At 59.4% G+C, this 15,300-nt stretch carries 18 protein-coding genes and 1 tRNA gene; 13 read left to right on the top strand and 6 right to left on the bottom strand.

The window, feature by feature from the left end; translation table 11 throughout:
• The first annotated feature begins 78 nt into the window (after positions 1 to 78).
• The 3 genes from HX875_RS09605 to HX875_RS09595 all read left to right on the top strand — a co-directional run bounded on the left by HX875_RS09605 (position 79) and on the right by HX875_RS09595 (position 1,064).
• Complete coding sequence (locus HX875_RS09605) at positions 79 to 366, top strand: energy transducer TonB (protein WP_177043008.1); 288 nt, start codon at positions 79 to 81, stop codon at positions 364 to 366.
• A 136-nt stretch (positions 367 to 502) separates the two neighbouring features.
• A complete protein-coding gene (locus tag HX875_RS09600) occupies positions 503 to 757 on the top strand; it encodes a type II toxin-antitoxin system RelE family toxin (RefSeq protein WP_177043007.1) in 255 nt (84 codons plus the stop codon).
• Positions 738 to 1,064, top strand: coding sequence for a helix-turn-helix domain-containing protein (locus tag HX875_RS09595; protein ID WP_177043006.1), 327 nt, complete (start codon positions 738 to 740; stop codon positions 1,062 to 1,064). The genes HX875_RS09600 and HX875_RS09595 overlap by 20 nt, the downstream gene beginning before the upstream one ends.
• 3 nt (positions 1,065 to 1,067) lie before the next feature.
• On the opposite strand, the gene HX875_RS09590 is transcribed toward HX875_RS09595, so the two are convergent.
• On the bottom strand, positions 1,068 to 1,916 hold the full coding sequence (locus tag HX875_RS09590; protein WP_177043005.1) for an oxidoreductase: 849 nt from the start codon (positions 1,914 to 1,916) through the stop codon (positions 1,068 to 1,070).
• A gap of 97 nt (positions 1,917 to 2,013) precedes the next feature.
• Between HX875_RS09590 and HX875_RS09585 the strand changes: the two genes are divergently transcribed.
• The gene (locus tag HX875_RS09585; protein WP_010165995.1) at positions 2,014 to 2,910 is read left to right on the top strand and encodes a LysR family transcriptional regulator; all 897 of its coding nucleotides are present in this window, start codon (positions 2,014 to 2,016) and stop codon (positions 2,908 to 2,910) included.
• 24 nt (positions 2,911 to 2,934) lie between these two features.
• Entirely contained in the window at positions 2,935 to 3,291 is a 357-nt protein-coding gene (locus HX875_RS09580; RefSeq protein WP_177043004.1) for a DUF2784 domain-containing protein, read from the top strand.
• On the opposite strand, the gene HX875_RS09575 is transcribed toward HX875_RS09580, so the two are convergent.
• Entirely contained in the window at positions 3,278 to 4,246 is a 969-nt protein-coding gene (locus tag HX875_RS09575) for an SDR family oxidoreductase (protein WP_177043003.1), read from the bottom strand. The two genes, HX875_RS09580 and HX875_RS09575, sit on opposite strands and share 14 nt — an antisense overlap.
• A 96-nt stretch (positions 4,247 to 4,342) precedes the next feature.
• Between HX875_RS09575 and HX875_RS09570 the strand changes: the two genes are divergently transcribed.
• The 5 genes from HX875_RS09570 to HX875_RS09550 all read left to right on the top strand — a co-directional run bounded on the left by HX875_RS09570 (position 4,343) and on the right by HX875_RS09550 (position 7,562).
• The gene (locus tag HX875_RS09570; RefSeq protein ID WP_177043002.1) at positions 4,343 to 5,227 is read left to right on the top strand and encodes a LysR family transcriptional regulator; all 885 of its coding nucleotides are present in this window, start codon (positions 4,343 to 4,345) and stop codon (positions 5,225 to 5,227) included.
• A 54-nt stretch (positions 5,228 to 5,281) separates the two neighbouring features.
• A complete protein-coding gene (locus tag HX875_RS09565) occupies positions 5,282 to 5,860 on the top strand; it encodes a DUF4337 domain-containing protein (RefSeq protein ID WP_177043001.1) in 579 nt (192 codons plus the stop codon).
• A gap of 68 nt (positions 5,861 to 5,928) precedes the next feature.
• Positions 5,929 to 6,591: a M24 family metallopeptidase gene (locus HX875_RS09560; protein WP_177043000.1), complete on the top strand. Its 663-nt coding sequence runs from the start codon at positions 5,929 to 5,931 to the stop codon at positions 6,589 to 6,591.
• An 18-nt stretch (positions 6,592 to 6,609) separates the two neighbouring features.
• Positions 6,610 to 6,963, top strand: coding sequence for a gamma-glutamylcyclotransferase family protein (locus HX875_RS09555; protein WP_177042999.1), 354 nt, complete (start codon positions 6,610 to 6,612; stop codon positions 6,961 to 6,963).
• A 329-nt stretch (positions 6,964 to 7,292) separates the two neighbouring features.
• The gene (locus HX875_RS09550) at positions 7,293 to 7,562 is read left to right on the top strand and encodes a short-chain dehydrogenase (protein WP_177042998.1); all 270 of its coding nucleotides are present in this window, start codon (positions 7,293 to 7,295) and stop codon (positions 7,560 to 7,562) included.
• Between the two features lie 103 nt (positions 7,563 to 7,665).
• Here the strand turns inward: HX875_RS09550 and HX875_RS09545 are convergent.
• Positions 7,666 to 7,755, bottom strand: a tRNA-Ser gene (locus HX875_RS09545).
• 333 nt (positions 7,756 to 8,088) lie between these two features.
• On the opposite strand from HX875_RS09545, the gene HX875_RS09540 reads away from it, so the two are divergent.
• From HX875_RS09540 to HX875_RS09530, 3 genes are all read left to right on the top strand, one after another.
• Entirely contained in the window at positions 8,089 to 8,778 is a 690-nt protein-coding gene (locus HX875_RS09540) for a crotonase/enoyl-CoA hydratase family protein (protein ID WP_102369687.1), read from the top strand.
• A gap of 215 nt (positions 8,779 to 8,993) precedes the next feature.
• On the top strand, positions 8,994 to 9,749 hold the full coding sequence (locus HX875_RS09535) for a lysophospholipid acyltransferase family protein (RefSeq protein WP_177042997.1): 756 nt from the start codon (positions 8,994 to 8,996) through the stop codon (positions 9,747 to 9,749).
• Positions 9,750 to 9,877: 128 nt separating this feature from the next.
• Positions 9,878 to 10,849 (top strand): magnesium and cobalt transport protein CorA, encoded by a 972-nt coding sequence (locus HX875_RS09530; RefSeq protein WP_177042996.1) that lies wholly within the window; start codon positions 9,878 to 9,880, stop codon positions 10,847 to 10,849.
• Between the two features lie 126 nt (positions 10,850 to 10,975).
• On the opposite strand, the gene HX875_RS09525 is transcribed toward HX875_RS09530, so the two are convergent.
• The 3 genes from HX875_RS09525 to HX875_RS09515 form a co-directional block, all read right to left on the bottom strand.
• A complete protein-coding gene (locus HX875_RS09525) occupies positions 10,976 to 11,704 on the bottom strand; it encodes an amidotransferase (RefSeq protein WP_177042995.1) in 729 nt (242 codons plus the stop codon).
• Between the two features lie 86 nt (positions 11,705 to 11,790).
• Positions 11,791 to 13,938, bottom strand: a complete 2,148-nt coding sequence (locus HX875_RS09520; RefSeq protein ID WP_177042994.1) for a 3-hydroxyacyl-CoA dehydrogenase NAD-binding domain-containing protein — start codon at positions 13,936 to 13,938, stop codon at positions 11,791 to 11,793.
• Between the two features lie 16 nt (positions 13,939 to 13,954).
• The gene (locus HX875_RS09515; protein WP_177042993.1) at positions 13,955 to 15,160 is read right to left on the bottom strand and encodes an acetyl-CoA C-acetyltransferase; all 1,206 of its coding nucleotides are present in this window, start codon (positions 15,158 to 15,160) and stop codon (positions 13,955 to 13,957) included.
• Between the last annotated feature and the right edge of the window lie 140 nt (positions 15,161 to 15,300).

Here is a 15,300-nt window from a genome sequence, read left to right as displayed (position 1 = left end):
GTACGGCCATGACGACGACGCCGACCCGCTCGGTGAAACCTACCAGGACGCGTTGCGCAACCGCACCAAGGACAAGCGTTGGGGCATGGACCTGAACAACACCTCGCGCTTCGACTGCTGGCGCATCTGGAGCGATTCAAACGTTACCCGCAAAACGCCCGGGATCGTGGTGACCGCGGCGTGGCGTACTTGCGGTTTGAAATCGACAGCAACGGGAAGGTGCTGAGTGCGAGCATTGTTCGCTCGGCGGGTTTCGCGGAGTTGGACGCGGCGACGCTGGACATGATCAGCCGCGCCTCCCCCGTACCGCGCCCGCCGGAGGGCAGCAAACTGCGGTTTACGGTACCGGTGGTGTTTGCAAAATAAGTCGTCATGCAACGCAACAGTTTTAAAAGCTGCGTTTTGCAGCAGCGGTCTAGGGTTTGTAGAGACACGTAACCTGCAGCTCATCTGCTGGTTAAAATACCTCTTGCAAGACTTATAAAAGACTTATTAATCTCTGATGAACTCAATCCTTTGGACCCGTAAAGCAGTGAAGCAGTTATTGCGCTTGCATTCACAACATCAAAGGCAAGTTCGCGATGCAGTGTCTGCTCTCGAATACATGCCTGATGTCGCCAACGTCAAAACGCTGGTGAACCACAGCAAGGGTTATCGATTGCGTGCAGGCAACTATCGAGTACTTTTCGACTGGGACGGGGAAATCCATGTGATCAGCATTCAAGAGGTAAAGAAACGTGACGAACGTACCTACTGACATACAAATCATTAACGACCTCGAGGGGAACCCTGCCTTTGTGGTGATCCCTTATGAGCAATACTTGGCTCAGCAGAACCACCAGGATCTCATTCCACATGCGGTCGTCAGCCGTATCGTAGAGGGTGCCACGCCCATCCGGGCCTGGCGCGAACACCTCAACCTGACACAAGAGGAAGTAGCCAAACGCCTTGGCATTTCCCAACCGGCGTATGCCCAACAGGAGGCGGTCAACAAACCGCGTAGGGCGACACGGGAAAAGATTGCAAAGGCATTCGGCATCAACGCAGATCAGTTGGAACTATAAGACTTACTCAGGAAAATCAGCGCCCTCGGTCACGTCAGCCCACGCATCAAAATCCGTACTCAGCGCCTTCACCTTGACCCGCGCAAAGTTCAGCGCAGCCTTGCCCAGCAGCAAGCGCAATGGCGGCTGTTCAGCCTCCACCGCCTTGACGATGGCAATCGCCGCGCGCACCGGGTCCCCCGGCTGCTTGCCGCTGTAGTTGCGGACCATGTTGGCCCGAGCCACTGCCGTCTCCTTATAGTCGGCAATCCCGTGAGCCGCCTCGTTGGCCGAACGCCCGGCCCAGTCGGTGCGGAACGGACCTGGCTCGACCAGCAACACTTTGATCCCCAACGGCGCGACCTCCTGGGCCAACGCCTCGGAAAGGCCCTCGACCGCAAACTTGGTCGCGTTGTAGAAACTCAGCGACGGGAACGCCGCAATGCCGCCAACCGACGAAATGTTCACCACGGTGCCTGAACGCCGGGCGCGCATGCCTGGCAAGGCCGCGCGGGTCATGGCGCTCAAGCCCCACACGTTGATTTCGAACATGTTGCGCACATCATCCAGGTCGCTTTCTTCGAAGGAGCCGAAGTAGCCGACACCGGCGTTGTTGACCAATACGTCGATATGGCCGAAGCGCGCTTCAGCCGCTTTGACAGCCGCCTCGACCTGGGCCTGGTCGGTCACGTCCAGCTTCAGGACCAGGGCGTTATCTTCGTGGCCGGCGACGATATCCTGCACCTGTTGCGGATTACGCGCGGTCACCACGGTCGGGTAGCCGAGGCTCAAGGTGTGCAACGCCAGTTGGCGGCCGAAACCGGTGGAGCAGCCCGTGATGAACCAGACGGGTTTTGCGGTGGAAGTCGTCATAAAGGGCCAATCCTCGTGTGTGTAGGAAAAGTATGCGCGCCGCAGTTCTTGCTAAAAAGATGCATAATCCGCAAGGCCCTTTCGGAAATACCACACAATGGATACGCCCGATTTCCAGCAACTGCGCCTGTTTTTGCAGGTTGCCCGCTCGAAAAGCTTCACCCAGGCAGCCGACGCCAACAGCCTGTCGGTGTCCACCGTCAGCCATCGCGTGCGCGCCCTGGAGAAACAGCTGGGTGTGCAATTGCTCAACCGCACCACCCGCAGCGTCAGCGTGACCGAAGCCGGCGAGCAGTTGATCCAGAAGATCACGCCGCTGCTGGAAGAACTGCAAACCAGCCTGCACAGCGTAGCCGCTGCCACGGTCGACGCCGCCGGCACCTTGCGCCTGAACATTCCCTCCACTGCCAGCAGAATGGTCCTGCAACCGTTACTCCAGCGTTTCCTACGCAAATACCCGGGGATCAATCTGGAAGTGGCGGTGGACAACAGCCTGGTGGACATCGTCGCCCAGGGTTTTGACGCGGGCATCCGTTACGACCACGTGCTGGCCGAAGACATGGTGGTGGTGCCGGTGGCGACGCAGCTGCGATTCGTCATCGTGGCCACGCCGGAGTATTTGCAGGGGCGCAAGCTGCCTACTCATCCCCACGATTTGCTCGAGCATGAGTGCGTCAACTACCGCAGCGCGCAGACCGGCTCGCTGCACCGCTGGGACTTTGAAAAAGCTGGCAAGCAAATGCGGGTCACGGTAAAAGGCCGGCTGGCGACCAATGACGTGGAGTTGATGGTGCGGGGCGCGCTGGACGGGTTCGGCTTTGCCTACGTGGCGCGTTCCAGCGTCGAGCAGTATCTGCAACGCGGTGAGCTGGTGGAGGTGCTGGACGACTGGATTGCCCACAGCGCGCTGTATTTGTATTACTTCAACCGTACGAACACACCGAAGAAATTGCGGGTGTTTATCGAGTTCCTGAAGGAAGAATTCGGGACCTGATCCATTCACAAAGCGAACCCCATCATGCTCTACCGTTTTGCCGCCGACGGCCTGGTGCTGTTTCATTTGTCGTTCATTTTGTTTGTGCTGTTTGGCGGGTTGCTCGCACTTAAATGGCGGCCGGTCATGTGGCTGCACTTGCCTGCTGCCGCGTGGGGCGTTGCGGTGGAAGTGTTCCACCTGCCCTGCCCGCTGACCCGCTGGGAAAATCTGTTTCGCCATTTGGCCGGGCAGGACGGTTATGGCGGCGGGTTTATCGAGCATTACATCCTGACCCTAATCTACCCGGCCGGGCTGACGCCGCAGATCCAGCTGGGGCTGGGCGCGCTGGTGCTGTTAATCAATATCGCGGTGTATGTGCGATTGATCAGGCGCCGTTAGGCAGGCAGCCAATGCCCGCCAACGTCGCCTCGACGGCCTCATCCAAAGGCGTGTGCGGTTCGCTGCCCAATGTCTGTACCAGGAGGCGGTTATCCATGCGCACCTCGGTTTGCCACAGGTAGCGCATTTCCTGCATCTCACGGAAGGTGGTGACAAAGGGTGCGGCCAGTTTCAGCAGCCACCACGGGAAAGCACGCACAGCAGGTTGCTGGCCGGTCCTGCGTGACACCACCCGCTGAATCGCCAGGCTCATCTGCCGGCCATCGGCGTCGATATGGCCCGCCATATGAAAACGGGCAAAGGCATCCAGAGAGTCTCGGCGTGCAATCAACGCCACCATGGTGCTTGCCACGTCAGGCAGATAAGCCCACTGATGCCCCACGCCTGGCGCGCCGGGATAAGTCACGCTGGTCACCGGCTTTGCGGGCTTGACCAAGCCTTGGGAAAACCAGCTGCTGCCGGCCTTGGCACCGAAAAAGTCGCCAGCCCGCACGATCAATACCCGCGCGCCATGCTGGCTGGCCTCGCGCAAACGCTGCTCCATCTCCACCCGGATCGCGCCCTTGCGGGTACGCGGGTTCTGGGGTGAGTCCTCTTCTATCCGCGCAAATGCATCGGGACCGTAGTTGTAAACCGTGCCCGGCAAGACAATCGTCGCCCCTTCAGCGATAGCCGCCGCAATGCTGTTGTCGATCATCGGCAGCACCAGCTCCGCCCAGCGCTGATAGCCGGGCGGGTTCACCGCATGCACGATCACCGAACAGCCCTTCGCCGCCGCAACAACCTCCTCACGATTCAGCGCATCGCCTTTTATCCATATGAAATCGGCGCTCTGTTTGTGGGCCTTATCCACATCCCTCGTCAGGGCGCATACCTGCCAACCGGCGGCAAACAGCTGCCGCGCCACCTCACCACCAATCCCGCCTGTCGCGCCCAACACCAGAACCTTGTTCATGCTTTTTCCCCTGAGGGTTACTTGATGGGGCGATTCTGTTCGTCGCCGGGCTATAGAGGAATTGCCGAAGATCATCCAGACGCTATACATTTATGCATGGTATCGAATATTGGTTGGGAGCTTTACCGGTCATTCCTCGGCGTACTCAAGGAGGGATCACTGTCGGGGGCCGCACGGTTGCTCGGCATTACGCAGCCCACGGTGGGCCGGCACATCGCTGCGCTGGAGAAAGCCCTGGGTGTCGTCCTGTTCACCCGCTCCCCCAGCGGCCTGCTGCCCACGGCCGTCGCCCTCACCCTGCGCACCCACGCCGAGACCATGGAAACCACCGCCGCCGCCCTCGAACGTGCCGCTTCACCTCAAGGCCCGGAAGTGCGAGGCGTGGTGCGGGTGTCTGCCAGCGAAGTGATCGGCGTGGAAGTCCTGCCGCCGATCATCACCCGCCTGCGCCAACAGCACCCGCACCTCAAGGTCGAACTGGTACTGAGCAACCGCCTGCTGGACCTGCTGCAACTGGAAGCCGACATCGCCGTGCGAATGGTCCGACCCAGCCAGGAACAACTGCTGGCGAAACGTATCGGCGTGATCGAAGTCGGCCTGCACGCACGCAACGACTACCTGCAACAACACGGCACACCCCAGAGCCTGAACGACCTCACCGCCCACTCAGTCATCGGCTACGACCAGGAAAGCGCCTTCATCCGCAGCCTGGCCGTCAAAGGGTTCGAGCGCAACGCCTTTTCCCTCAGCAGCGACAGCGACCTTGCGCAACTGGCCCTGATCCGCGCCGGCGCCGGCATCGGTGGCTGCCAGGTCAAACTGGCCCGGCAAGACACCCGCCTGAGCCGGGTCCTGCCCGACGCATTCGCGCTGCAACTGGACACCTGGGTCACCATGCACGAAGACCTGCGCAACAGCCCGCGTTGCCGCGTCACCTTTGATGCCCTGGTGGCCGGTTTGCAGCATTACGTACAGGATTGAGACAGCTTCGCTGGTGAAGAATCAGAGTCCCTCAAACCCTTCATAGACGCCCCCATGTCCGAAGCCTTCGAAGTCCCCAGCCCCCACGAAAAACACGTCGAACACACCACCGAACATGCCCACAGGCAGGGCGACAATTTCGCCAGCCGCATTGCCGTGATGACCGCCATCATGGCCACCGTGGGCGCCATGCTCAGCTACCAGGCCGGCTCCACCGAAAGTGAAGCGGCGATGGACAAAAACAACGCCGCCATCTTCAAGACCGAAGCCGCCAACCAGTGGAACTACTACCAGGCCAAATCCAGCCGGCAGAACCTTGCGGAGCTGGCGACGCATATTCCGGGCGTTGATGCCAAGCACTACGCCGACGAGATCGAGCGTTATAAAACCCAGAAGGAAGAGGTGCGCAAACAGGCGGAAAAGCTTGAAGCGACGTCGAAGGAATGGGATGAAAAGTCAGAGCAGGCACTGCATCAGCATCACCGTTGGGCGCAGGCGATGACCGCGATTCAGATCGCGATTTCGTTGGCGGCGATTACGTTGCTGACAAGGAAGGAATGGTTGAAGCGCATGGCGTATACCGCTGGGGGCGTGAGTGTGGTGCTGGGTGGGATGGCGTGGTTGCATATTTAAGTTCCATCTCCCCATCGCTATATAGTAAAACGCATAACGCCTGACACTATAAAGCCGAGGAAAAGCCGGTGACCGCACAATCATCCAAGGAAGCTGTGGGCGTCGCCTACAGCATCGACTCAATGCGCTACGCCCAGGCCATGACCTGGCGCGCCATCGAAGCACTGTCCAAACTCATCCGCCCCGGCATGCTCGAATCCGAAGCGCGCGAACTCGGCAAAAAAGTCCTCGCCGACCTCGACATGCAACGCATCTGGCACCCGCTGCTGGTGCGCTTTGGTGCCAACACCCTCAAAACTTTCAAGGAACGCTCCGACGGCGACCCGGTTCTGGGGGAAAACGACATCTACTTCATCGACATGGGCGCCGTGTGGCAAGGGCATGAAGGGGATGCCGGGGCGACATTCAGCACCGGTAGCAATCCCGAGATAGCCGCTTGCGCGAGCGCAGCAAAAGAATTGTTTGACCGGGTTGAACAGCGCTGGAGGAACGGCAAAGTCGTCGGCCTGGAGCTGTATCGTTTTGCCGAAGAGCAAGCGAAGGAAATGGGCTGGGTGTTGAACCTGGACATCAAAGGGCACCGCGTCAGCGATTTCCCCCATGCGATTTATCGTGGCGGTGATCTTGGGGATTTTGACCAGTATCCGAATGAAGGGCTGTGGATTCTTGAGATACAAATTGCGCACCCGAGCGGAGCTTATGGTGCGTTTTACGAAGATTTGCTGGCTTAACTTTTTCAAGGAATAAAGATGGAACGCTCGACCGAATTTCCCGTGCTGTTGTTTTCCTACGGCACGTTGCAGGACAAGGCTGTGCAACTGTCCAACTTTGGCCGGGAGCTGGTGGGTCAGCAGGATGCGATGCTGGGGTACTCGAAAAGCTGGGTGGAGATTACGGATCCTGAGGTGTTGGCGGCCAGTGGCAAGACCCATCATCCGATCGTTGCTCCTAGCGGGCGCAATGAGGACAGTGTTGAGGGGATGGTGTTTCAGATCACCGAGCAGGAACTGGCGGCGGCGGATGCGTATGAGGTGTCGGACTATAAGCGGGTTTCGGTGGGGTTGGCTTCGGGGTTGACGGCTTGGGTGTATGTGCAGGCTTGAAAGCGTGCAGCTCGTCAACCGGAGTGATTTCCTACGGATCAATCGGAAGGCGCGCCCTGCCGGGCTTGTGAGGTGGGGCATATAGTTCGCAGGTCGCTCTCATAGCGACTCGGGTTTGGCGACTCGACTACAAATTGGCAGAGGCCTCCCGGCCAAGTTTGCGGGATGCCCCTACGCGCAATAAGCTGCTCGATGGTAGCTGTGCGTGGGAGACCTTCGGGTCTGCCGGTTTTCCAGTTTGTCCGGTTCGCCAACCTGCGTACAGCTGCCACCCTTTTGTTTGGTAACAAATGTGTGGCAGCTCTCCTTAAGCAAACGGAGATTCACGCATGATCCAGTACATGGCTCTCACCAGCAACGATTGCGAAACACCTGCCCTTTTTGTAGATACCACTGCGCCACTGGACATTTTGCTGGACGCTGCTGGTTATCGAATTCGTGCTGTTACTCAAGTTCTTGAAAATCTGGCACTGCGCGTGGAGATCAGCAGCGATACGGTTGTGCTTAGCGATTTTTCGCTGCTGTGTTCGATTCCTTTGCGCGATGGTTGCGATTTGCTGGATGTTATAGGGCGACGTATGGCTACGCAGTGCTCCTAAACCCATTGGCTTAATTTTCCCTGGCACAACCACCTATTCAAACCCCAGAAACCACAAAACCCCTGATTTCTCTCGAAATCAGGGGTTTTGTTTACATCGAATTTGGCGGTGAAGGAGAGATTCGAACTCTCGATACAATTTCTTGTATACACACTTTCCAGGCGTGCTCCTTAAGCCACTCGGACACTTCACCGTATCTCGTCAAACTGATTCAGTCTGTCGAGGCGCGCTAATGTAGTCGAAAGCTTTTCCGATGGCAAAGGTTTTTTTCAGAATTTTCATGCGCTTAGGCGGTTATGCCGTTCCAGCCCTCTGCGGCGCCATGCACACCACGGCGATTCTGCCATTCTCGGGCACTCGCGGCGCTTGTCTATAGTAGCTGCTGCGCCCTGCTGAAGGCCGCCTGCGGGCGGGCATGCGGGAAAAGTCTGACTGGGTAGTCAGTCATGGCGCTTTACCAGGACGGGCGCGGTGGGTAACGTCTGCCGTCTGTCCTTCTATTACAAGCATTACAAGGAATCGCGTCATGAGTGAGTTGATTGCCTACCACCTCGAAGACGGTATCGCGACCCTGACCCTGAGCAACGGCAAGGTGAATGCCATTTCGCCGGCCGTGGTCAGTGCGTTTAATCAAGCGCTGGATCAGGCCGAGAAGGATCGGGCGGTGGTGATCATCACGGGCACGCCGGGGATTTTGTCCGGGGGCTATGATTTGAAGGTGATGACCGCCGGCCCTAAAGAAGCGGTGAGCCTGGTGACGTCGGGTTCCACCCTCGCCCGCCGCCTGTTGTCGCACCCGTTCCCGGTGATCGTGGCGTGCCCCGGGCACGCAGTGGCCAAGGGTGCGTTCCTTTTGTTGTCGGCGGATTACCGGATTGGTGTAGACGGGCCGTTCAGCATTGGCCTGAATGAAGTGATGATCGGCATGACCATGCACCACGCCGGGATCGAGCTGGCACGGGATCGTCTGCGCAAGTCGGCCTTCCACCGCTCGGTGATCAATGCCGAGATGTTTAACCCGCAGGACGCATTGGGCGCCGGGTTCCTGGACAAGGTGGTCGCACCGGAAGAGTTGCAGGCCGCAGCGCTGGAGGCGGCTCGCCAACTGAAGAAGATCAATATGAACGCCCACAAGCACACCAAGCTGAAGGTGCGTAAGGCGCTGCTGGAAGCCCTGGATGACGCGATCATTCAGGATCAGGGCCACTTGGGTTAATCAAACCTGCGCCTGCTGAATCGAAGCCCGACCTTGAGTCGGGCTTTTTCTTACAAAGAATTCTGGATTGCCTACAACCGCTCTAGACAGTGTCTGTCACGTCTTGTTGAAACATGCGCTTAAACATCGCCTATCTCCTGACTCTATAGGGGCAATTGCCGAATACAGTGCACATCCGTACACTGCGCCACCTTTTGTCCCGATGGGCTGTGTCGATGCTTTTTTTGTTACGCATGTTGTTGATGGGCCTGCATTTTATGATTGCGGGCGTGCTGGGCGTGCTGCTGGGGATCTGCCGGCCGTTTAACCCGGACAACAGTCGTTACTGCGCGCGCCTGTATGCCGTGCCGGCGATGTGGCTGTTGCGCTTGCGGGTGAAGGCGGATGTCGACTCGTTGCGCAACAAGCCCAGCAGTTGCGTGATCATCGCCAACCATCAGTCCAACTATGACCTGTTTGTGTTCGGCACGGTGGTGCCCTACCGCACGGTGTGTATCGGCAAGAAGAGCCTGAAGTGGGTGCCGCTGTTCGGCCAGTTGTTCTGGCTGGCGGGCAATGTGTTGATTGACCGGGGCAACGCGCACAAGGCACGGCGTTCGATGCTGACCACCACCCACACCTTGCAGCATGCAGACACCTCGATCTGGGTATTCCCGGAAGGCACGCGCAACTTCGGCGAAACCCTGCTGCCGTTCAAGAAAGGCGCGTTCCAGATGGCTATCGCCGCGGGCGTGCCGATTGTGCAGGTGTGTGTCAGCACCTATGTGAAGCAGATGAAGCTCAACCGCTGGAACAGCGGCGATATTCTGATTCGCTCGTTGCCGCCGATTCCTACGAAGGGGCTGACGATGGATGACATGCCGCTGTTAATGCAGACTTGCCGCGAGCAAATGAAAGACTGTATTGAGGCCATGGATCGAGAACTGGAAATGGTCCCCTGTAGGAGCGAGCTTGCTCGCGAAGGACGTTAACGATTACGCGACCTTTCTGGATTAAAGCGCCGCTCTCAGGTTTTTCGCGAGCAAGCTCGCTCCTACAGAGGGCGCGTTCAGGCTAAGCTGCCCAGCAACTGTCATCCAATAAAGAAGCGATCAGCACCATGGGTAGAGTTGTTGCGGCCGCCGTCTATAGCGCCGGAAAGAAAGTCACCGATATCACCCTCGACGAAGGCGCGGCCTGGGCCGCCAAGCCCGACCACTTTGTGTGGATCGGCCTGGAAGAACCCAGCGCCCTGGAACTGGCCAACCTGCAACGCCAGTTCAACCTGCACGAACTGGCCATCGAAGACGCCCTGGAAAAACACAGCCGCCCCAAACTTGAAACCTTCGGCGACGCGCTGTTTATCGTGACCTACTCACCGGTTCGCGATAACGGCAAGCTGGAGTTTATCGAGACCCATATCTTTGCCGGCAACGGCTACATCATCACGGCCCGCAACGGCCATTCGGCGTCCTACGGCTATGTGCGCCAGCGCTGTGAGGCGCGGCCGCTGTTGCTGGAGCATGGGGAAGATTTCGTACTCTATGCGCTGCTGGATTTTGTCACCGAGAACTACCAGCCCGTGAGCGAGGCGATTCATGCCGAGGTCGATGAGTTGGAGCGCAATGTTCTGTGCAACTCCCTGAATGAACACGACATCCAAAAACTCCACGGCTTGCGCCGCGATGTGCTGCGGCTGAAGCGTTATGTGGCGCCGATGGTGGAAATCAGTCAGGAGCTGCAGAAGCTGAGTTTTCCGTTTATCGACAAGAACATGCGCCCGTACTTTCGCGACGTGCAGATTCACGTCACGCGGCAGATGGAAGACCTGACCACCCTGCGGGATATTGCCAGCCAGACCATTGAGATTGGGGTGTTGCTGGAAGCCCAGCGCCAAAGCGTGGTGCAGCGCAAGTTTGCCGCGTGGGCGGCGATTCTGGCGTTCCCGACGGCGGTGGCCGGGATTTACGGGATGAACTTCCAGAACATGCCGGAGCTGCAATGGCACTACGGCTATTTTGCGGTGCTGGGGTTTATTGCGGTGGGGTGTACGGGGTTGTGGGCCAGTTTCAAGCGTTCAGGCTGGCTGTAACACGCTCTTCAATGTGCAGAAGATCAAACTGTGGGAGCTGGCTTGCCTGCGATAGCATCACCTGGGTTTTACTGAAAAACCGAGGTGTCTGCATCGCAGGCAAGCCAGCTCCTACATTATTGTGCGTCAGGCCGCGCCGGCTTCTGGTTTGTGCGCCACAAACCGCATCATCCATTCCGCCACGGTGACGCCGTGGTGGTCTCGTTCCAGGCTGGCCACACCGTTGGTGTAAACCTTCTCCCCCAAGGTTGTCTGAAGAATCTCCAGCAACTCGCGGGAATAGTCGTGGATAAATTCCGGGTGGCCCTGGAAGCACAGCACCTGGTCTTCAATGTGGTACGCCGCAAACGGACAGAATTCGCTGGACGCGATCACGGTGGCGTTTTCCGGCAAGGTGGTGACCTGGTCCTGGTGGCTGATCAACAGCGTCAGTTCTTCCACCACCGGGCTCATCCACGGGGCCTTGGCGTTCAGTTTGTAGTCATGGATGCCCATGCCCCAACCCTTGGTCGCCCGCTCGGTCTTGCCACCCAGCAGCAACGCAAGCAGTTGGTGGCCGAAACAGATGCCGATCAGCTTGTCGCCACGGGCATGGCGGCCCAGCAGGTAGGTCTTGAGGGTCTGGATCCACGGATCGGTGCCAAAGGAGTCGGCCTTGCTGCCCGTCACCAGGTAGGCGTCGAACACTTCTTCATCCGCCGGGTATTCACCCTGCACCACGTTATAGATGACGAACTCGGCGGCAATCGGCTGCTTGGAGAACAGGCGCTTGAACATCTGCCCGTACCCTTGGTACTGATCGATCAGCCCGGGACGCAGGATATCGGTTTCCAGGATGCACACGCGTAACGACATAAAAAATACCTGACACGGCGATGGGAATAATGAACACCCCCAGAGCCTGCCTTGAAATACCCTTCCAAGGCAAGCCCCACATTTGGTCACCGAAACACTTCACCTTGTGCAGCTTTCTCCAACAACAGCGCCGGCGGCGTGAAGCGCTCGCCGTATTGCTCGGCCAGGTAACGCGCCCGGGCGATGAAGTCGTTCAGGCCGTACTGATTGATGAACTGCAGCGCCCCGCCGCTCCAGGCGGCAAAGCCGATACCGAAGATCGAGCCAACGTTGGCATCGGCCGTCGACATCAACACGCCCTCCTCCACACAGCGCACGGTTTCGATGGCCTGGATGAACAACAAACGGTCGCGCACGTCCTGTGGCGAGATCTGTTGGCCGGGCTTTTCAAAGCGGCTTTTCAGCTCCGGCCACAAGTGTTTCTGCCCGCCCGCCGGGTAATCGTAGAAACCGCCACCCGCGGCCTTGCCCGGGCGTTTGTATTCGTTGAGCAACAAATCGATCACCGCAAACGCCGGATGCTGGGGTAACGGCTTGCCCTCGGCCTGCAGGTCCTTGGCCGTCTGCTGGCGGATATGGCTCATCAGGCTGAGGGAAACTTCGTCAGAGACCGCCAGCGGTCCCACCGGCATGCCGGCCTTGCGTGCCTCGGTCTCGATCATCGGAGCGGCCACGCCTTCGCCGAGCATGGCGATGCCTTCGTTGGTGAAGGTGCCGAACACCCGCGAGGTGAAGAAGCCACGACTGTCGTTGACCACGATCGGGGTTTTCTTGATTTGCAGTACGAAATCAAAACCCCGAGCCAGGGTTTCGTCGCTGGTGCGGGCGCCCTTGATGATTTCCACCAGGGGCATCTTGTCCACCGGGCTGAAGAAGTGCAGGCCGATAAACTTGCCCTGGTCAGGCACCGCCGTGGCCAGGCCGCTGATGGGCAAGGTGGAGGTATTGGAGGCGATTACCGCGTCGGCACCCACCACGCTTTGCGCGGCAGCCGAGACCTTGGCCTTGAGCTCCCGGTCTTCGAAGACGGCTTCGATGATCAGGTCGCAGCCGGCGAGGTCGGCATCGGATTCTGTAGGGATAATCCGCGCGAGGATGGTTTCCCGCTGTTCGGCGGTCAATTGCCCACGGCTGACCTTCTTGTCCAGCAACACTGCCGAGTGGGCCTTGCCCTTCTCCGCTGCCGCCAGGTTGACGTCCTTCAGCACCACCTCAACGCCCGCCGAGGCGCTGACGTAGGCAATGCCCGCGCCCATCATCCCGGCGCCAAGCACGCCAACCTTGCGTGTCACATACGGCGCAAAGCCCTTGGGCCGCGAGCTGCCGGCGTTGATTTCATTGAGCTGGAACCAGAAGGTGCCAATCATGTTCTTCGCCACTTGCCCGGTAACCAGCTCGGTGAAGTAGCGCGTTTCGATCAGGTGCGCGGTGTCGAAATCCACCTGGGCGCCTTCCACGGCGGCGCAGAGGATTTTCTCCGGGGCCGGGAAGCAGCCATTGGTTTTGCTACGCAATACAGATGGCGCGATGGCAAGCATTTGCGCGACTTTCGGGTTGGACGGCGTACCGCCAGGGATCTGGTAACCCTTGATGTCCCAACGCTGTTTCGCGTCCGGATTGGCCAGGATCCACGCCCGGGACTTGGCCAGCAGCTCGTCACGGTCTGCCGCCAGCTCGTCAATCAATCCGGCTTGCAGCGCCTGCTGCGGCGTAATCTTTTTACCTTCCAGCAAGTAGGGCAAGGCCTTTTCCAGGCCCAGCATACGCACCATGCGCACCACGCCACCGCCGCCCGGCAAAAGCCCGAGGGTGACTTCCGGCAGGCCGATCTGTACCGACTTGTGGTCCAGCGCCACGCGGTGCTGGCACGCCAGGCAAATCTCCCAACCTCCGCCCAACGCCGCGCCGTTAATGGCGGCCACTACCGGCTTGCCGAGGGTTTCCAGGGTGCGCAACTGCGCCTTCAACAGCAACACGCTGTCGTAGAAAGCCTTGGCGTGGGGCTTGTCGACCTTGATCAATTCATTGAGGTCGCCGCCGGCGAAGAAGGTCTTTTTCGCCGAGGTGATGATTACCCCGGCAATCGAGTCCTTCTCGGCTTCCAGACGGGCGACCGTGGCCGCCATGGCCTCGCGGTACACCCCGTTCATGGTGTTGGCGCTCTGGCCGGGCATGTCGATGGTCAGCACCACAATCTGGTCCTGGCCTTTTTCGTAACGAATGGCATCGGTCATGACTGATTCCTTAGGCTCAGAGGCGTTCGATGATGGTGGCGATACCCATGCCACCGCCGACACACAAGGTGGCCAGGCCATAACGCTGCTGGCGCACCTCCAGTTCGTCGAGCAGGGTGCCGAGAATCGCGCAGCCCGTGGCGCCCAGCGGGTGGCCCATGGCGATGGAGCCGCCGTTGACGTTGACCCGGGTGGCGTCGATGCCCATGTCCTTGATGAACTTGAGCACCACCGAGGCAAACGCTTCGTTGACCTCGAACAGGTCGATGTCTTCCACCCGCAGGCCCGCCTTGGCCAGGGCCTTGCGGGTTGCCGGCGCCGGGCCGGTGAGCATGATGGTGGGGTCGGTGCTGGTGACCGCCGTAGCGACGATCCGCGCTCGGGGTTGCAGGCCCAGCTCGCGGCCCTTCGCTTCAGAGCCAATCAACATCAGCGCCGCGCCGTCGACGATCCCGGAACTGTTGCCCGGTGTGTGCACATGATTGATACGTTCGACATGGCTGTAGACCCGCAAGGCCGTGGCATCGAAACCCATCTGGCCCATCATTTCGAAGCTGGGTTTGAGTTTGCCCAGGCCTTCGAGGGTGGAATCGGCGCGGATGAACTCGTCCTGGTCCAGCAGCACGATGCCGTTCTGGTCCTGCACCGCGATCAGCGACTTGTTGAAGGAGCCGTCTGATCTTGCCCGCGCCGCTTTCTGTTGTGAGTGCAGGGCGAACGCATCGACGTCCTGGCGGGTGAAGCCTTCCAGCGTGGCGATGAGGTCGGCGCCGATGCCCTGCGGCGTGAAGTGGCTGTGCATATTGGTTTGCGGGTCGAGCACCCAGGCGCCGCCGTCGCTGCCCATGGGCACGCGGGACATGGACTCGACACCGCCGACCACCACCAGGTCTTCAAACCCTGAACGCACTTTCATCGCGCCGAGGTTCACCGCCTCCAGACCCGAGGCGCAAAAGCGGTTGATCTGCACACCGGCGACGCTGACGTCCCAGTCCGCCACCAGGGCAGCGGTCTTGGCGATGTCGGCGCCCTGGTCGCCAACCGGTGTGACGCAGCCGAGGACGATGTCATCCACTTGCCGCGTATCCAGGCCGGTGCGCTGTTGCAGCGCCGTCAGCAACCCGGCCACCAGGTTTACCGGCTTGACGCTGTGCAAGGCGCCATCCGCCTTGCCTTTGCCACGGGGCGTGCGTATCGCATCAAAGATCAAAGCTTGGGTCATGACGTCCTCGAATCACTGGGCAACGAATCGTGCCCTTACCTTAGGCGCCGGGGCGCCGGATTCAATGACCGAACCGCTCATTGACCTTGACGTGCGCGCTCAGACGAACGGTAGGAGGCTACGAGAATCGGCTGATTAAT

Origin of the sequence: Pseudomonas yamanorum, assembly GCF_013386765.1 — a bacterium.
GTDB classification, from domain to species: domain Bacteria; phylum Pseudomonadota; class Gammaproteobacteria; order Pseudomonadales; family Pseudomonadaceae; genus Aquipseudomonas; species Aquipseudomonas yamanorum_A.
The sequence above is the reverse complement of the archived record's forward strand: the minus strand, read 5'-3'. Positions and strand labels throughout refer to the sequence as shown.

Excerpts from the sequence above, each read along its gene's own strand:
- HX875_RS09600 (WP_177043007.1), top strand. The coding sequence starts at position 503 with ATGAACTCAATCCTTTGGACCCGTAAAGCAGTGAAGCAGTTATTGCGC.
- HX875_RS09590 (WP_177043005.1), bottom strand. The coding sequence starts at position 1,916 with ATGACGACTTCCACCGCAAAACCCGTCTGGTTCATCACGGGCTGCTCC.
- HX875_RS09585 (WP_010165995.1), top strand. The coding sequence starts at position 2,014 with ATGGATACGCCCGATTTCCAGCAACTGCGCCTGTTTTTGCAGGTTGCC.
- HX875_RS09580 (WP_177043004.1), top strand. The coding sequence starts at position 2,935 with ATGCTCTACCGTTTTGCCGCCGACGGCCTGGTGCTGTTTCATTTGTCG.
- HX875_RS09575 (WP_177043003.1), bottom strand. The coding sequence starts at position 4,246 with ATGAACAAGGTTCTGGTGTTGGGCGCGACAGGCGGGATTGGTGGTGAG.
- HX875_RS09570 (WP_177043002.1), top strand. The coding sequence starts at position 4,343 with ATGGTATCGAATATTGGTTGGGAGCTTTACCGGTCATTCCTCGGCGTA.
- HX875_RS09565 (WP_177043001.1), top strand. The coding sequence starts at position 5,282 with ATGTCCGAAGCCTTCGAAGTCCCCAGCCCCCACGAAAAACACGTCGAA.
- HX875_RS09555 (WP_177042999.1), top strand. The coding sequence starts at position 6,610 with ATGGAACGCTCGACCGAATTTCCCGTGCTGTTGTTTTCCTACGGCACG.
- HX875_RS09550 (WP_177042998.1), top strand. The coding sequence starts at position 7,293 with ATGATCCAGTACATGGCTCTCACCAGCAACGATTGCGAAACACCTGCC.
- HX875_RS09540 (WP_102369687.1), top strand. The coding sequence starts at position 8,089 with ATGAGTGAGTTGATTGCCTACCACCTCGAAGACGGTATCGCGACCCTG.
- HX875_RS09535 (WP_177042997.1), top strand. The coding sequence starts at position 8,994 with ATGCTTTTTTTGTTACGCATGTTGTTGATGGGCCTGCATTTTATGATT.
- HX875_RS09530 (WP_177042996.1), top strand. The coding sequence starts at position 9,878 with ATGGGTAGAGTTGTTGCGGCCGCCGTCTATAGCGCCGGAAAGAAAGTC.
- HX875_RS09525 (WP_177042995.1), bottom strand. The coding sequence starts at position 11,704 with ATGTCGTTACGCGTGTGCATCCTGGAAACCGATATCCTGCGTCCCGGG.
- HX875_RS09520 (WP_177042994.1), bottom strand. The coding sequence starts at position 13,938 with ATGACCGATGCCATTCGTTACGAAAAAGGCCAGGACCAGATTGTGGTG.
- HX875_RS09515 (WP_177042993.1), bottom strand. The coding sequence starts at position 15,160 with ATGACCCAAGCTTTGATCTTTGATGCGATACGCACGCCCCGTGGCAAA.